11 protein-coding genes and 1 pseudogene are annotated in these 16225 nt (G+C 39.5%); 9 read left to right on the top strand and 3 right to left on the bottom strand.

All coding sequences use genetic code 11. The features are described 5' to 3' along the window. Positions 1 to 27 precede the first annotated feature (27 nt). A complete protein-coding gene (locus QK255_RS07575) occupies positions 28 to 942 on the top strand; it encodes an aldo/keto reductase (protein ID WP_002292220.1) in 915 nt (304 codons plus the stop codon). 133 nt (positions 943 to 1075) lie between these two features. Here the strand turns inward: QK255_RS07575 and QK255_RS07570 are convergent, their stop codons facing one another. The 3 genes from QK255_RS07570 to QK255_RS07560 are packed head-to-tail and all read right to left on the bottom strand — an operon-like array spanning position 1076 to position 5115. Continuing rightward, positions 1076 to 2641, bottom strand: a complete 1566-nt coding sequence (locus QK255_RS07570; RefSeq protein ID WP_283341522.1) for a response regulator transcription factor — start codon at positions 2639 to 2641, stop codon at positions 1076 to 1078. Continuing rightward, the gene (locus QK255_RS07565) at positions 2634 to 4085 is read right to left on the bottom strand and encodes a sensor histidine kinase (protein WP_002292218.1); all 1452 of its coding nucleotides are present in this window, start codon (positions 4083 to 4085) and stop codon (positions 2634 to 2636) included. Before QK255_RS07565 ends, QK255_RS07570 begins: the two co-directional genes overlap by 8 nt. 13 nt (positions 4086 to 4098) lie before the next feature. Next, on the bottom strand, positions 4099 to 5115 hold the full coding sequence (locus tag QK255_RS07560) for an ABC transporter substrate-binding protein (protein WP_024635303.1): 1017 nt from the start codon (positions 5113 to 5115) through the stop codon (positions 4099 to 4101). A gap of 219 nt (positions 5116 to 5334) precedes the next feature. On the opposite strand from QK255_RS07560, the pseudogene chvE reads away from it, so the two are divergent. The 8 genes and pseudogenes from chvE (at position 5335) to QK255_RS07520 (ending at position 16221) form a co-directional block, all read left to right on the top strand. Beyond that, a pseudogene (gene chvE, locus QK255_RS07555) lies at positions 5335 to 6423 on the top strand (multiple monosaccharide ABC transporter substrate-binding protein). A 53-nt stretch (positions 6424 to 6476) separates the two neighbouring features. Next, complete coding sequence (gene mmsA, locus QK255_RS07550) at positions 6477 to 8003, top strand: multiple monosaccharide ABC transporter ATP-binding protein (protein WP_002292213.1); 1527 nt, start codon at positions 6477 to 6479, stop codon at positions 8001 to 8003. Position 8004: 1 nt separating this feature from the next. Next, the gene (mmsB, locus tag QK255_RS07545; RefSeq protein ID WP_002292212.1) at positions 8005 to 9210 is read left to right on the top strand and encodes a multiple monosaccharide ABC transporter permease; all 1206 of its coding nucleotides are present in this window, start codon (positions 8005 to 8007) and stop codon (positions 9208 to 9210) included. Between the two features lie 256 nt (positions 9211 to 9466). After that, the gene (guaC, locus tag QK255_RS07540) at positions 9467 to 10444 is read left to right on the top strand and encodes a GMP reductase (protein WP_002287992.1); all 978 of its coding nucleotides are present in this window, start codon (positions 9467 to 9469) and stop codon (positions 10442 to 10444) included. Positions 10445 to 10578: 134 nt separating this feature from the next. Continuing rightward, positions 10579 to 12003, top strand: a complete 1425-nt coding sequence (locus tag QK255_RS07535; RefSeq protein WP_283341521.1) for an aminotransferase-like domain-containing protein — start codon at positions 10579 to 10581, stop codon at positions 12001 to 12003. 460 nt (positions 12004 to 12463) lie between these two features. Beyond that, positions 12464 to 13573 (top strand): pyruvate dehydrogenase (acetyl-transferring) E1 component subunit alpha, encoded by a 1110-nt coding sequence (pdhA, locus tag QK255_RS07530; protein WP_002292209.1) that lies wholly within the window; start codon positions 12464 to 12466, stop codon positions 13571 to 13573. A 2-nt stretch (positions 13574 to 13575) separates the two neighbouring features. Next, positions 13576 to 14553 (top strand): alpha-ketoacid dehydrogenase subunit beta, encoded by a 978-nt coding sequence (locus tag QK255_RS07525; RefSeq protein ID WP_002292208.1) that lies wholly within the window; start codon positions 13576 to 13578, stop codon positions 14551 to 14553. A 24-nt stretch (positions 14554 to 14577) separates the two neighbouring features. Next, positions 14578 to 16221: a dihydrolipoyllysine-residue acetyltransferase gene (locus QK255_RS07520; RefSeq protein WP_002329123.1), complete on the top strand. Its 1644-nt coding sequence runs from the start codon at positions 14578 to 14580 to the stop codon at positions 16219 to 16221. Positions 16222 to 16225: the final 4 nt, after the last annotated feature.

Genomic DNA, 16225 nt, shown 5'->3' with positions numbered 1-16225 from the left:
TGTGTATATAAATAAGGAGGAGTTCAGATGAAAAAAATTCAATTAGGTACTTCTGATCAGAAAGCAGCTGCAGTGATCTTAGGCTGTATGCGTATCAACAATGCGGAAGATCCAGTAAAAGTGATTGAGACAGCTTATGAAAACGGCATTGATTTTTTTGACCATGCAGATATTTATGGGAACGGTAAATGTGAAGAAATCTTTGCAGATGCTCTAGCAAAAACATCAATCAAACGAGAAGATCTTTTTATTCAAACAAAATGTGGAATCGTTCCAGGTGTGATGTTTGATTTTTCTAAAAAACATATCATTGAATCAGTGGAAAAAAGTTTGACCCGTCTGAAAATGGATTATGTGGATGCTTTACTTCTTCATCGTCCAGATACATTGGTGGAACCAGAAGAGGTAGCTGAAGCGTTTGATGAATTGGAACGATCAGGTAAAGTCCGTTATTTTGGTGTCAGCAATCAAAAACCAATGCAAATCGAATTGCTGAAAAAATATGTTCGTCAACCATTAGTAGCTAATCAGCTGCAATTTGGCTTGAAACATACTGGAATGATCGATCAAGGGATCCATGTCAATATGACAGATGAAGCAAGTATCGACCATGATGGTAGTGTACTTGATTATTCCCGTCTGCATGATATGACGATCCAAGCGTGGTCGCCATACCAGTATGGATTTTTTGAAGGTGTATTTATCGGGAACGAAAAATTCCCTGAATTAAACCAAACATTAGAAGAACTCGCAGCTAAATATCAAACGACACCAACTGGCTTGGCTTCTGCTTGGATTTTGCGCCATCCAGCCAATATGCAAGTAATCGCCGGTACGATGAACGTAGGGCGAATCAAGGAAATCGCTCAAGCATCAGAAATTAATATGTCTCGGGAAGATTGGTACGAATTGTACCGTGCTGCTGGAAACATTTTACCTTAAAAGTTGTCATAAGCAGGTGAACGTTGCGATCAATTAAAAAGGCGGAATATCTTGAAAGCTATTTTCAGCTTCGAGATATTCCGCCTTTTTTTATTGCCAACGGGAAAGAGTATCGCTATACGGATTTTATTTATTATTTATTTTTGTTTTCAAGGAAAAGCTGTGTCCGATATTCTTTTGGGGAAATCCCTTGTTTTTTCTTAAATAAATAACTGAAATAGTTAGGGTCATTATAACCAATCTCAAAAGCAATATCTGAGATACGATAGTCTGATTGCTGCAATAATTTTTTTGCTAATTCGATTCTTTGTTCTGTCAGATAATCGATGAATGTTTGGTTAAACGATTGAGAAAAAATCGTACTGAAATGAGAGGGGCTTAATGCAACTTGTTGAGCGACCCAAGTTAAGGACATATCTGGATCGGTAAAATTTTCTTTGATAAAATCCAATGCATGGTTCAAAATTGGCTGACATTTGTTCTTTGAAGGCTGTGAGGGCAGAGCAGTTAAGAAAGAAATGAACATAGAAACAGTCGAACGGTAAAGCGAGTCGTCGGCGCTGATTGCTAAGCGTTGGCTAGTGGCTGTGCAATGAACCATTTCTTGCGGGATTTCCTTTTCTTTCAGGCGGACATGCTGGAGTAGCTTAGTCAAGACAAATAAACGATATAATCGTGTTCGGATTGGTGTGCCTTGTGGTTTCGTCAAGTGTTCGATGTACTTAGATACTTCGTTTTTCGATAATGAAGACAAATCAAGTGAGAGATCAAAGTAAAAGACAGAATCAACTGGAAGTTTTGTTTCTTTAATCAAATCCTCATAGCTGATAATTTGATCTTTAAGGGAACTGGCAGTTTCAAGTATCATCTGCGTGATCTCAAAAGATGTAGGTAATTCGCTGATTCTTTCTGCGACAGGACCGATGGCGACTGAAAAATTATTTTTTTGTCCCTTTTCTAATTCATGGACCAACGTTTGGGCTACCTGATAACTGGTCTCAATCACATTTTCTTCAAGAGGATCAACTATTAAAAATTTGATGAATCGAGAGGAAACAGCAGAAAAAATCACTTGTTGATTCTCCCTAAATAAAAACTTCAAATAATCACTGAGATGAGCGTAATCTTCAAAGTCTGTACTGACTTGGTTTGCTGCTAATAATACGGTCATTTTTTTCCCTGCTAAAGAGCGATTGAAAGATTCAGCAAGTTTCAATGTTTCACTGATCGTAAGTGAGCCTTTGAACAAACCGTTCAAGAAATGATTTTTTTTCAATTCGAAAACAAGATCAGAAGAAGGCTGCGTTTCTTTTTGCTGCAAGTCTAACGCAGTCACTGCTTTTTCTATTGCTTGTTTCAATTCGTTGCTTTTAATTGGTTTAAGTAGATAATCATCTGCCTGTACTTGGATTGCTCCTTTCATATAATCGAAATCGTCGAATCCGCTAATAAATATGAGGCGAGTCCAAGGAAGCAGTTTCCTTGCTTCTTTTGAAAAAGTCAAACCGTCCATGAATGGCATTTGGATATCAGTCAGAATGATATCGGGCTGTAAGTCGATAATCGAAGACAGTGCCATCTCACCATCTCCAGCTTCCCCGACATAAGTGATTGGATAATAAGAATTAAGGGCAGTTATTTGTTCCCGCAAGTTATTGCGAATGAGGTATTCGTCTTCGATGATAAAAACTTTATACATGTTTGTTTCCTCCAATTGTTTTGGGAGATATAGGAATCGTCAGTGTGACAGTTGTCCCTTCTCGGTATTTGCTGTCAATCGTGATAGGTTTTTGATTATTTCCGTAATAGAGAAGGAGACGCTTGTTTACGTTGTAAAGCCCGTAGCCGATACTGAAATCTGAATCGATCCCTTTGGCTAACTCTTTACGTATTTCTGCTAGTTTTTCTACAGGAATGCCAATACCGTTGTCTATGACTTTGAATTGGATCATTTCGTCGATTTTGCATGCAGTAATACGAATAAATCCTTTGTGACGAACGTACTTTGTTCCATGGTACACAGCATTTTCGATCAATGGTTGCAAGATCATCTTTAAAATAGAAACAGGAAAAAGTGTTTCTGGTATATCGATCTTATAGTCAAGCATATGTCCGTATCTTATTTTTAAAATGACCAGATAATCATTGATATGGCTGATTTCTTTTTCAAGAGGAATCCAGTCTTGTCCTTTGCTTAAAGACGTACGAAAAAAGCCGGAAAGTGCATGGGTCATAGTCAGAGCTTCTTCAAAGCAGTCTTGTTCGATCAAAGAAATGATGGCATCCAAACTGTTATAAATAAAATGAGGAGTGATCTGAGCTTGCAATACACGAACTTCACTTTGTGCTAAATGGTATTGTTTCAAAGCGTTCTCCCGTAAAGACTGGTTTAGATCTTCCGCCATTTTGTTCATACTAGCGGTAAGTGTCTGTAGTTCTTGTGTTTCTGGCATGTTTAAACGAAATCCAAGATCTCCTGAAGAAAGCTGTTCGGACATTGTGATCAGCTGATTGATCGGCTCTTGGACCTTCTGCTCTAAAAAGCGGCGATTCTTTTTCGCATAGAAAAAAATAGTACTAAGAACCCCCAATTCGACTATCGTTAATAAAATGAGCGAGCGGACAAGCGTCGTATTTTTTTGACTTGCTAAGTCGATTTCCACACGAACAAAATCCTGTAAAATATCTGACAGTAGTTGAGTGACAGAATCGACCTGATTGATGATCTGTTCATTGGTATCCATAAAATCTTCTGCCAAGATATGATGAATGAGCTCAGTTTGATAATCTTCCAATGTATCGATCGTACGTAACGATACATCTAACGTACTAATTTCTTTAAGTGTATTTGTATTATTTTTGATCTCTCGAATATCATTCCTAAGTTCTTCTAGGATATTTTCCTCATTGAACTCATCTACGGTTACTTGGCCAGAAATCAAGTCCCACATACTTTCCAAAACTTTTTGATCAACCTTCAAAGCAATTGCATCTGCTTTTTGGATATTTGCGATCGTCTGTTGATAAATCAAAAGCTGTTGCGAATATAACAGTATGCTCAGTAGCAAAGGGATAACAGCAAATAGAAGCATGGCTTTGTTTGCTTGGGCAAAAATCTGTTTTATGCTTAAATTTTTGGTCATGATACTTCTCCAGTCAATAATTTCTGGTTGGGATGTTAGCTATATTCTGCTGGGAAAAGACAGTCTCGGAAATAAAAATATCTTTAGGTAATGTTTTTCCTGTTTGAAGATTTCCAAAATAACGAGTAACGGTATTGGCTACATACCAGCCGACATCAGGTTTACACTCGACTACGCAATTGACGATTCCTGAGCGTAGCTTCTCGATCATATCTTCTTGTCCATCAATCGTTACAATGATCAAATCTTCTCCAGGTTTGATTGATGTTTCTTTTATCGCAGCTAAAGCACCGTGAGTCATTTCATCACTATGGCTGTATAATACATCAATTTCGGATAAATCATTTGTTTCTAAATATCGTTTCATCTGGTCTTTTCCTTTCATCCGAATAAAATCACCGACAATTCGGTGAACAATAGTCATTGGAGGTTTATGGTCGATGGTTCCATCTTTTTTTAGGGTTGGTTTACGATTGATTGATTCCAAAAATCCTTCGGAGCGTAGCTTGGTCGGTGTGGAGTTCTCTGAACCAGCAAGTTCTAGGATTCTGATTTCCTGTTTCTTTGAATTTGTGAAGTGATTGCTGACAAATAAACCCGCCCGATTTCCTTCTGCTTTGAAACTGGGACCGATGTGGGTGACGAAAAGCTCGGGATCATTCGTTTGAATATGTCTGTCGACAAGTATGACAGGGATCCCTGCTCGCTTGGCTTCTTTTAATACAGAGTCCCACCCGGATTCTTGCAAAGGAGTAAAAATGATCATATCTACTTTATAGGCAATGAACGTCCGTATATCTTGGATTTGCCGTTCCTGATTCATGTAACCATTTCGGTAGAGAACTTGGTAATCTTCTTTTTCAAGCGCAGTGATAATTGATTCAGTATGCTTTTTCCGCCAGCTACTCTCCGTTCCTGATTGCGAAAAACCAACGACTAGTGGGTCAGGTGCTTCCTTTGTACTAGGTGTACACCCTATCATTTGGTAAGCGATTACAATAAGGGCTAAAAAAAATAAAACACGTTTCACTTTAGATCACTCCATCTGGATTTGTTAGTACTATCTTATCAGATAAAAGGGAAAATCAAAGTCAAAAGGAATCAATCGAAAAAAATCCAAGAAACTTAAAAAAATCCAAGACAAAAAAAGTGCACCTAAAAAATTTAAAGTAAATCCCATAAAAAAATCAATGTTAACGCTTTCTTTATTAGCTATACTCGGTGTATCAATCGGAATGGGGGATAAAAAATGAAAAACAAATTTAGAAAGATTCTTGGGAGTATCGCTATTTTGACCGCAAGCATTCTATTAAGTGCGTGTGGCAATTCAGGATCTGCAGATGATAGTACGGGGTATGTAGGAATCGCTATGCCGACCAAATCAGCAGAAAGATGGATCGCTGATGGGAACAACATGGTCTCGGAATTAGAAAAACTGGGTTATAAAACAGATCTTCAATATGGAGAAGATAAAGTAGAAAATCAAGTAGCACAAATCGAAAATATGATTACAAAAGGGGTAGATAAACTTGTGATTGCTTCTATCGATGGTTCGGCTTTAACTGATGTGTTAGCTAAAGCAAAAGAAGCAGATATCAAGGTGATTGCCTATGATCGTTTACTGATGAATTCAGAAAATGTCGATTACTACGCGACTTTTGATAATTTTGGAGTAGGTGTATCGCAAGCAGCTTATATTGAGGAGCACTTAGGATTGAAAGAAGGAAAAGGGCCATTCACGATTGAATTATTTGGTGGCTCGCCTGACGACAACAATGCACTAATTAATTACAACGGAGTGATGTCTGTTTTACAACCATATATGGACAACGGTCAGTTGGTCGTGCCATCTGGACAGACGAGTTTCAGTCAAATCGCTACGCTTCGCTGGGATGGTTCTACGGCGCAAGCAAGGATGGATAATCTGTTAAGCGCAAATTATACTGACCAAACATTGGATGCTGTTTTGTCGCCATATGACCCAATAAGTTTAGGGATCATTTCGTCATTAAAAGGCGTGGGGTATGGGAGTGAAAGTAAACCTTTACCTGTGATTACTGGATAAGATGCGACAGTAGCTGGCGTCAAATCGATCATTGCCGGGGAACAAACACAAACGATCTTTAAAGACACACGTATCTTAGCAAAAAATACGATTGAAATGATCAAAGCAATCAGTGATGGAGAAGAGGTTCCGGTCAATGATACTGAAACTTATGATAATGGGGTGAAAACTGTTCCTACGTATTTAGCAAATACAGTATCTGTCGATAAAGATAATTATCAAGCAGAGCTGATCGACACAGATTATTATAAAGAATCCGATCTGAAAAATTAAGAGGAACCAAACAAGGAACTAAAGAGATCTAAGTCAGAGAGAGGATAAGAATTATGGCGGATTGTATTTTAAAAATGGCAGATATCACCAAAAAATTTTCTGGAATCCGAGCGTTAGATTGCGTGAATCTGATGATTGAACGTGGGGAAATCCATGCATTGTGCGGAGAAAACGGAACGGGAAAATCAACATTGATGAATGTCTTGAGCGGCTTGTATCCATATGGCTCCTATGACGGGAAAATCTTTTATGATGGAAAGCTGTGTCAATTCAAAGATTTGAAAGATAGTGAAGAAAAAGGCATCGTCATCATTCATCAAGAATTAGCACTAAGTCCTTATCTTTCAATAAAAGAGAATATTTTTCTCGGAAATGAACAAGCAGAAAGAGGCGTGATTGATTGGGAACTGACAGAAAAGAAAACGTATGAATTGCTGAATAAAGTCGGTTTGTCTATCGACCCGAATCTTCTAGTATCCCAGATCGGCGTAGGGCAACAGCAACTAGTTGAAATAGCTAAAGCATTATCAAAATCCGTCCGTCTGTTGATTTTGGATGAGCCTACCGCTGCATTGAATGAAGAAGAAAGCGCGAATTTGCTGAGATTGATCCGAGAATTGAAAGAGCAAGGTGTAACCTCCATCATTATTTCACATAAGCTGAATGAAATCGTGGATATCGCAGATCGAATCACCATTTTACGGGATGGACAGACGATTGAGACGCTAGAAAATGAAATGATCAGCGAAGAGCATATTATTCGCGGGATGGTGGGCAGAGATTTAGTTGATCGTTATCCTGAAAGAAAACCGGATATTGGAGAAGTTTATTTTAAAGTAGAAGACTGGACGGTCTATCACCCTCTTGATCATGAGCGAATCATAAACGACCATATCAACTTGCATTTGAAAAAAGGAGAGATTGTAGGAATAGCTGGGCTGATGGGAGCGGGCAGAACTGAATTCGCTATGAGTCTATTTGGACATTCTTATGGAAGCAAGATATCCGGACGTATATTAAAGGAAGGGGCAGAGATATCAGTTAAGACCGTTCCTTCAGCCATTGCAAACGGACTCGCTTATGTCTCGGAGGATCGAAAATCTTTAGGACTGAATCTGCTGATGGATATTCGGGAAAACGTGACGCTGAGCAGTTTGGATAAAATAAGTCAAAAAGGAGTATTAGATAAAGAAAAAGAAGTAACTGAGGCAGAAAATTTCCGGAAAAAGATGCGTATAAAAACAAACTCCATCCATCAAATTGTCAGTAGTCTTAGTGGTGGGAATCAACAAAAAGTCGTTTTATCCAAGTGGCTGATGACACAACCCGATATTCTTTTTTTAGATGAGCCAACCCGAGGGATAGACGTTGGGGCAAAATATGAGATCTACACGATTATCGAAGAAATGGCAGCAAATGGCAAAGCTGTCTGTCTTATCTCTTCTGAACTTCCTGAAATCTTAGGAATGTGTGATCGAATCTATACGATGAACGAAGGACGTATTACAGGAGAAGTCTCGCGAGAAGAGGCAGATCAAGAAGTCTTGATGAAATTAATGACGAAAGAAGAGGTGGGTTAAGTTGGAACAAGCAAAAAATCTTACGGATAAAAAAGAGAAAAAACTAAATTTGAAAAGTAGAGCAGCTGATCTTTTTGGTCGCTACAGCATGGTGATCATTTTAGCGGGACTACTTATTGCGTTTCAATTGATGACGGATGGTATTTTCTGGCGTCCGTTGAATATAACTAACCTTGTTTTGCAAAATAGTCATATATTAGTACTAGCTGCAGGGATGTTATTAGTTGTGCTCTTAGGTCATGTGGATTTGTCGGTAGGGTCAGTGATGGCGTTTGTTGGTGCAATTGCGGGCATGATGATGGTCAATCGCCAAATGAACCCGTGGGTGACAGTCATCGCATGTCTTGCAGTAGGCGGGCTGATCGGCGCATGGCAAGGTTTTTGGGTAGCTTATGCTGGGATACCGGCGTTTATCGTGACTTTAGCAGGATTGCTGATGTTTCGTGGACTGACACAAGTTGTTCTAGGCGGTCAATCTCTAGCACCTTTTCCAGCTGTTTTCCAAAAAATGTCTACGGGTTATTTACCAGACTTAAGCGAAGGAAGCAGCCTTCACTTCTTGACATTGATTTTAGGAATGATCATCACCATCGTGTTAGTTGTTGGACAATGGCGAACAAGAAATCGTCGGAAAAATCATTTATTTGAAGTGGAATCTCCAGCAGCTTTCTTGGTAAAGGCAGTATTTACAGCAGTCGTTGTACTAGGGATAACTTACATCTTTGCCTCTTATCAAGGATATCCGATCATTTTGATCATTCTCGGTTTGATCGTCGCAGCATATGGGTTTTTGACAAATAAAACAGTAGCAGGTCGCCAGATTTATGCGACGGGCGGAAATCGAAAAGCGGCTGAATTATCAGGGATAAAAACAAAGCGGATCACGTTCTGGGTTTTCGTCAACATGGGAGTCATGGCAGCTTTAGCTGGATTAGTTTTAGCTGCTCGGTTAAATGCGGCGACACCTCAAGCGGGTACTTCGATGGAACTAGATGTGATGGCGGCAGTATATTTTGGCGGTGCTTCAACATCCGGCGGCATCGGAACGATTATGGGTGCGATTGTCGGTGGCTTGGTCATGGGTGTATTGAACAATGGTATGTCGATTTTAGGCGTCGGGGTAGATTGGCAGCAGGCAATCAAAGGGTTGATCTTGCTTTTAGCCGTTGTATTAGACTTGTATAACAAGAAAAAACGGACAGCGTAGGAGAACACCGTTTATTCAGAAAAAAGACTGTGACAAGACATTTGTCACAGTCTTTTTTTCGCTAAAAGCGAACATTCATTGCTTCGTTTGTTTAGACTAAAAATAATGTATGTTTTTTTACCATTCGTATAAATTCTCTTTTTGCTCTTGATTTTTTCGCTTAATTGAGTTAAATTACATAGGGCGCTAAAAAAAGCCTTGATTAAATTAATAATGTTCGTGTTTTGCTGGATGTGAACATCAGGAGGATAATGTAATGAAAGTATTTGATTACGAAGATATTCAATTAATTCCTAATAAATGTATCGTAAATAGCCGTTCTGAATGTGATACAACGGTCACATTAGGCAAACATACATTCAAAATGCCAGTAGTGCCTGCCAACATGCAGACGATTATTGATGAAACGATTGCAGAATTCTTAGCGGAAAATGGTTATTTCTATATCATGCATCGGTTTGATGAAGCAGCTCGAATTCCGTTTATCAAAAAAATGAAAAAGCGCGGATTGATTACCTCGATCAGTGTTGGCGTCAAGAAAGAGGAATATTCCTTTATAGAGAAGTTGGCAGAAGAATCGCTAAATCCTGATTATATCACTATCGACATCGCGCATGGACATGCTAACTCAGTTATTGATATGATTCAGCATATTAAAAAATATTTGCCTGAAACTTTTGTGATTGCCGGTAATGTTGGTACACCGGAAGCCGTCCGTGAATTGGAAAATGCGGGCGCAGATGCAACAAAAGTCGGGATTGGTCCAGGAAAAGTATGTATTACAAAAATCAAGACAGGCTTTGGAACTGGAGGCTGGCAACTGGCCGCTCTTAGATGGTGTGCGAAAGCAGCTCGCAAGCCGATCATCGCTGACGGTGGGATCAGAACACATGGCGATATTGCAAAATCTGTCCGTTTTGGAGCGACAATGGTTATGATTGGCTCATTGTTTGCCGGTCACGAGGAATCTCCTGGCGAAACAAAAGTCGAAAACGGAATTGTATATAAAGAATACTTTGGTTCTGCTTCAGAATTCCAAAAAGGTGAAAAACGAAATGTTGAAGGAAAGAAAATCTGGATCCAACATAAAGGATCTTTGAAAGATACACTAGTGGAAATGCAACAAGACCTTCAATCATCTATTTCGTATGCTGGAGGAAGAGATCTGGAAGCCATTCGGAAAGTTGATTATGTCATCGTGAAAAATTCGATTTTTAACGGAGATACGATCTAAATAATGAGCAAAATATCAGCGGAAGGTTCATAACAGAACCTTCCGTTTTTTATGTTTTGCAAAAAAAGCTTTTCTTTTTTCTCGTAAATTCGGTAAAATCAATAGAAAGAATGGACAACAGAAAAGAGAGGACTATGTGGGAAAAGGTAGAGAAAAAACAAGGACCGATTTATCGTCAAATCATGGAACAGATCATGAGAGAAATCGAAAGTGGAAGAATCAATCCTGGAGATCAACTTGAATCGGAACGAAAACTAGGGCAATTTTTTGGTGTAAATCGTTCCACCGTTGTTCATGCATTGGAAGAACTTAGAGAGCTTGGCGTATTAACAAGTAAACGTGGTAGCGGTTGGTTCGTCAATCAGACTGAATGGGGGAAATTCGCCGTTCCAAGAATCGATTGGCGACAAATGATCTCACCTCGCTATGAACAGACGGATTGGTATGAGCAAAAAATAAAAGAAGCAAAGCAGAGCCAAAAAACATTGTTCCTTGACTTATATGCGAGTGAGATGCCAAATGAGCTTTTGCCGAATTTTGAGTTTCCTTCTTATTCTCTTGAAGAAATCTTAGCGGAAGAAAAAGAAATGGATCTTTTAGGCTATACTCCGTTACGTAACAAAATCAAACGGTATTTGGAAAGTAAATTTGGACTGACCTTTTCCCTAAACCAGCTTCTGGTGACTGGTGGTGGCCAGCAAGCAATCTTTTTGATCTTACAAACGATTCTTTCTGCTGGAGAGGGGATAGCTGTAGAGTCACCTTCTTTTTTTTACCGATTACCTCTTTTCAAAGCTTCAGGAACGCGTTTATTTGGGATACCGATGGATGAAGAAGGGATCGACTTAGAAAAACTGAAAGAATCGATCCATAAAAATAAATTGAAAGCAGTGCTTATCAACCCCAATTTTCAAAACCCTACAGGGAAAGTGATGAGCCAAAAGCGACGAGAAAAGCTAGTAGAATTGTGTCGGCAGTATCGGCTTCCGATTATTGAAGACGATGTATTTACGGACCTTTCATTTCTAAAGCAAGATGAAGTTCTTCCTATACGGACGATTGATCCGGATAATGTATTATATGTCGGTTCGTTATCTAGGATTTTAGGAAAAACAACGAAAATCGGTTGGTTGATCGGACCAGAGACCTTTATCTTGCAACTCGCTAAAGCGCAAGAAATGATGGAGTTTCCGATGAACATCCTTACACAAATCACGGCCGCTAATGTATTTGATGAAGCAATTGATTTGAAAATGTTGGATGTAAGAAAAAAATTGAAAGAAAAAAGCCAACTGATAAGTATTTGGGCGGAGTCTCAATCGTTTTTCAAGCTTCATTCGATTCTAGGTGGTTATTATGCTTGGATCACTTGGGATGGAAAAAAGCTGGACCCCCAACTAGCAGAAAAAGTAGTAGATATGGGTCTAGGAATCGCACCAAGTCTACTTTTTGGGCAAGATATAAATGGAATCAGAATCAATTACAGTCGTCTAGATGAAGCCAACATATCGTTGTTTTATTCAAAGATGAAAATTTTAGAACAGTGGTTAACAGAATAATTTCACAAAGTAAAAAGATTAAAGAATATAACAGCTGGGATTTAAATTTCCGGCTGTTTCTTTTTTTTCTTAAAAAGAAGACGAGACAAAGTATTAGGGAAAAAAACACTTTTTGTACAACCGTTCACGATGTCTTAAGAAAATAAATAGTTGCAGCAAAACTGTATAACACCAGCGTTTCTAAATAGAAACAGATCATTATAAGTTTGATTAGAAAATAGAAAAAACACAGTCTAAATATAAAACGCTTTCCTTATTGTGATTATATTCACTAATGCTGTTAATATGCGGATTGGCATAATTTCCTTTCATCGTGAAAATTTGTGCTTTTAGCTTGTATTTCTCATAAATCCATGATAATTTATTAATGAAGACGGTTAAATAGTGATACAGTTTTATTCGCTGTTTCAATCGCAGAATGAAGAGATTTTCTTATAGATGAGAGAGGAATGTGTGACAAATGGCAAACAAAAAAGCACCGATCGACTTCCAAGCACTGCTAGATGAAGTCAATGCAGATTTCCCAGTATATCAAGCACTTGATCAAGATGGAAACGTAGTTAACAAAGATTTAGTACCTGATTTATCCGATGATGAACTCGTTGAATTAATGACTCACATGGTATGGTCTCGTGTATTAGACCAACGTTCCACAGCGCTGAACCGCCAAGGACGCCTAGGCTTTTTTGCACCAACTGCCGGACAAGAGGCAAGTCAGCTGGCCAGTGCGTATGCATTTGATAAAGAAGATGTTCTTCTTCCAGGTTATCGAGATGTCCCTCAATTAGTAAAACACGGCTTACCTTTATCACAAGCATTTTTATGGTCTAGAGGACATGCTGCAGGTAATTCTTATCCGGAAGAATTGAAAGCTCTACCACCACAAATCATCATCGGTGCACAATATGTACAAGCAGCCGGTGTTGCATTAGGTTTGAAAAAACGCAACAAGAAAAATGTTGTCTTCACTTATACTGGTGATGGCGGTTCATCACAAGGTGATTTTTACGAAGCAATCAATTTCGCTGGTGCTTACCATGCAAATGCTGTATTTTATATCCAAAACAATGGGTATGCGATCTCTACACCTCGTGAAAAACAAACCGCAGCAAAAACACTTGCACAAAAAGCTGTCGCAGCTGGGATTCCAGGAATTCAAGTCGATGGAATGGATCCGCTTGCAGTATATACTGTATCTAAAATGGCACGGGAATGGGCAATCAGCGGAAATGGACCAGTCCTAATTGAAACACTGACTTATCGTTACGGACCACATACACTATCTGGGGACGATCCAACCCGCTACCGTACAAAAGACACAGATGACGAATGGCAGAAAAAAGATCCATTGATCCGCTTCCGTAAATATCTGACGGAAAAAGGACTTTGGTCTGAAGAAAAAGAAGAACAAGTGATTGAAGCAACTAAAGAAGAAATCAAAGCAGCTATCGCAGAAGCCGACAAAGTTCCAAAACAAAAGGTTTCAGATTTCTTGAAAAACATGTTCGAAGTATCTCCACAATCAATCAAAGAACAAATTGCAATTTATGAAGCGAAGGAGTCGAAATAATCATGGCACAAAAAACAATGATCCAAGCAATCACCGATGCCTTAGCACTTGAACTAGAAAATGACGAGAATGTCGTTGTTTTTGGTGAAGATGTTGGGAAAAACGGAGGAGTTTTCCGGGCAACTGAAGGATTGCAGGAAAAATTCGGAGAAGACCGAGTATTCGATACTCCTTTAGCTGAATCTGGAATCGCAGGGTTGAGTTTCGGACTTGCGTTGGAAGGATTTCGTCCAGTTCCTGAAATCCAATTTTTTGGTTTTATTTTCGAAGCAATGGATGAAGTAGTAGCTCAAATGGCTCGTACAAGATACCGAATGAGCGGTACTAGAAATCTACCAATCACGATTCGTTCACCATTTGGTGGCGGTGTTCATACACCAGAACTGCATTCAGATAATTTAGAAGGTTTGATTGCCCAGTCTCCTGGTATTCGAGTAGTGATCCCATCAAATCCTTACGATGCAAAAGGACTATTGATTTCTTCTATTAGAAGTAACGATCCAGTTGTTTTCCTAGAACACATGAAACTATATCGCTCATTCCGAGAAGAAGTGCCGGATGAAGCTTACGAAGTTCCTTTGGACAAAGCAGCAGTTACTCGTGAAGGAACAGATGTATCTGTTATCACATACGGGGCAATGGTGCGTGAAGCCATCAAAGCAGCAGACAATCTTGCAAAAGAAAATATCTCTGTTGAAATCATTGATCTTCGTACAGTTGCGCCATTAGATGTAGAAACGATCATTCAATCCGTGGAAAAAACAGGTCGCGTAGTCGTTGTCCAAGAAGCGCAACGACAAGCGGGTGTTGCTGCGCAAGTAGTTTCTGAGATCTCAGAACGCGCTATCCTTTCATTAGAAGCCCCAATCGGACGAGTTTCTGCACCTGATACAGTCTTCCCGTTTGGACAAGCAGAAAATGTTTGGTTACCAAACGCAAAAGATATCGAAGACAAAGTAAAAGAAATCGCGGAATTTTAAGAAAAGAAGGGACGAAACAAAGTCATGGCTTATCAATTTAAATTGCCGGATATCGGTGAAGGAATTGCAGAAGGTGAAATCGTCAAATGGTTCGTCAAACCAGGAGATACGATTAATGAAGATGATACATTATTAGAAGTTCAAAACGACAAATCAGTAGAAGAAATCCCCTCACCTGTAACAGGAACGGTTAAAAATGTCATTGTTCCAGAAGGTACAGTAGCAAATGTTGGGGATGTATTGGTAGAAATCGATGCACCAGGACACGAAGACAATGAAGGGGACAGTGGTGTAGCCGCAGAATCCCAAACTCCAGCTAACCCGGCTGCTGAACCAACTGTTGATACAGAATCAGCTGGATCGTCAAGCGAAGGAGTCTTCCAATTCAAGTTACCGGATATCGGTGAAGGAATTGCAGAAGGTGAAATCGTCAAATGGTTCGTCAAACCAGGAGATACAATCAATGAAGATGATACATTATTAGAAGTTCAAAACGACAAATCAGTAGAAGAAATCCCGTCACCCGTAACCGGGACAGTTAAAAACGTGATTGTCCCAGAAGGAACAATAGCAAATGTTGGGGACGTGTTAGTAGAAATCGATGCTCCTGGACACAATGGTGCACCATCAACTAGTGCGCCATCAGCTGAAGCACCAAAAGAAAAAGTAGAAACATCAGGTTCAGCAAGTGTCGTTGAAGCTGCCGATCCAAATAAACGTGTATTGGCTATGCCATCTGTTCGTCAATTTGCCCGCGAAAAAGATGTAGATATCTCACAAGTAACTGCAACTGGAAAAGGTGGCAGAGTAACAAAAGAGGACATCGAAAACTTCTTGTCAGGTGGTCCAAGCAGTGCACCAGCGAAATCAGAAGCGCCAGAAGCGGCAGCGCCGAAAGAAGCAGCTCCTGCAGCAGAAAGCAAACCATCTGCACCAGCAAAACCATTCAAGTCCAACTTAGGAGACTTGGAAGAACGTGTAGCAATGACACCAACACGTAAAGCTATTGCTAAAGCAATGGTCAACAGTAAGCATACAGCTCCACACGTGACATTGCATGATGAAGTAGAAGTGTCTAAACTATGGGATAATCGGAAACGATTTAAAGAAGTTGCTGCTGCAAATGGTACGAAACTTACTTTCTTGCCATATGTCGTGAAAGCTTTAACAGCGACTGTTAAGAAATACCCAGTATTGAATGCATCTATCGACGATGCAAACCAAGAAATCGTTTATAAACATTACTACAATATCGGTATTGCAACTGATACGGATCACGGACTATATGTACCAAATGTGAAAGATGCAGACCGCAAAGGAATGTTTGCTATTGCAGACGAAATCAATGAGAAAGCAAAATTAGCTCATGACGGCAAACTATCTGCAGAAGATATGCGCAATGGAACGATTACGATCAGCAATATCGGATCTGTAGGTGGCGGTTGGTTTACACCAGTCATCAACTATCCAGAAGTAGCTATTTTAGGTGTAGGAACGATTGCACAACAACCAATCGTAAATGCTGAAGGCGAAATCGTTGTCGGTCGTGTGATGAAACTGTCATTAAGTTTCGATCACCGTATCGTAGATGGAGCAACTGCGCAACAAGCAATGAATAATATCAAACGTCTTTTAGCTGATCCAGAGCTATTAATGATGGAAGGATGATAAA

The organism is Enterococcus sp. ZQ21, from assembly GCF_030053755.1.
In the GTDB taxonomy this organism is placed as follows: Bacteria; Bacillota; Bacilli; order Lactobacillales; family Enterococcaceae; genus Enterococcus_B; species Enterococcus_B lactis.
Note: the sequence above shows the minus strand (reverse complement) of the source record. Positions and strands in the feature narration are given on the sequence as shown.

Coding starts and splice junctions, on each gene's coding strand:
- QK255_RS07575 (WP_002292220.1), top strand. CDS start 28: ATGAAAAAAATTCAATTAGGTACTTCTGATCAGAAAGCAGCTGCAGTG.
- QK255_RS07570 (WP_283341522.1), bottom strand. CDS start 2,641: ATGTATAAAGTTTTTATCATCGAAGACGAATACCTCATTCGCAATAAC.
- QK255_RS07565 (WP_002292218.1), bottom strand. CDS start 4,085: ATGACCAAAAATTTAAGCATAAAACAGATTTTTGCCCAAGCAAACAAA.
- mmsA (WP_002292213.1), top strand. CDS start 6,477: ATGGCGGATTGTATTTTAAAAATGGCAGATATCACCAAAAAATTTTCT.
- guaC (WP_002287992.1), top strand. CDS start 9,467: ATGAAAGTATTTGATTACGAAGATATTCAATTAATTCCTAATAAATGT.
- QK255_RS07535 (WP_283341521.1), top strand. CDS start 10,579: ATGTGGGAAAAGGTAGAGAAAAAACAAGGACCGATTTATCGTCAAATC.
- pdhA (WP_002292209.1), top strand. CDS start 12,464: ATGGCAAACAAAAAAGCACCGATCGACTTCCAAGCACTGCTAGATGAA.
- QK255_RS07525 (WP_002292208.1), top strand. CDS start 13,576: ATGGCACAAAAAACAATGATCCAAGCAATCACCGATGCCTTAGCACTT.
- QK255_RS07520 (WP_002329123.1), top strand. CDS start 14,578: ATGGCTTATCAATTTAAATTGCCGGATATCGGTGAAGGAATTGCAGAA.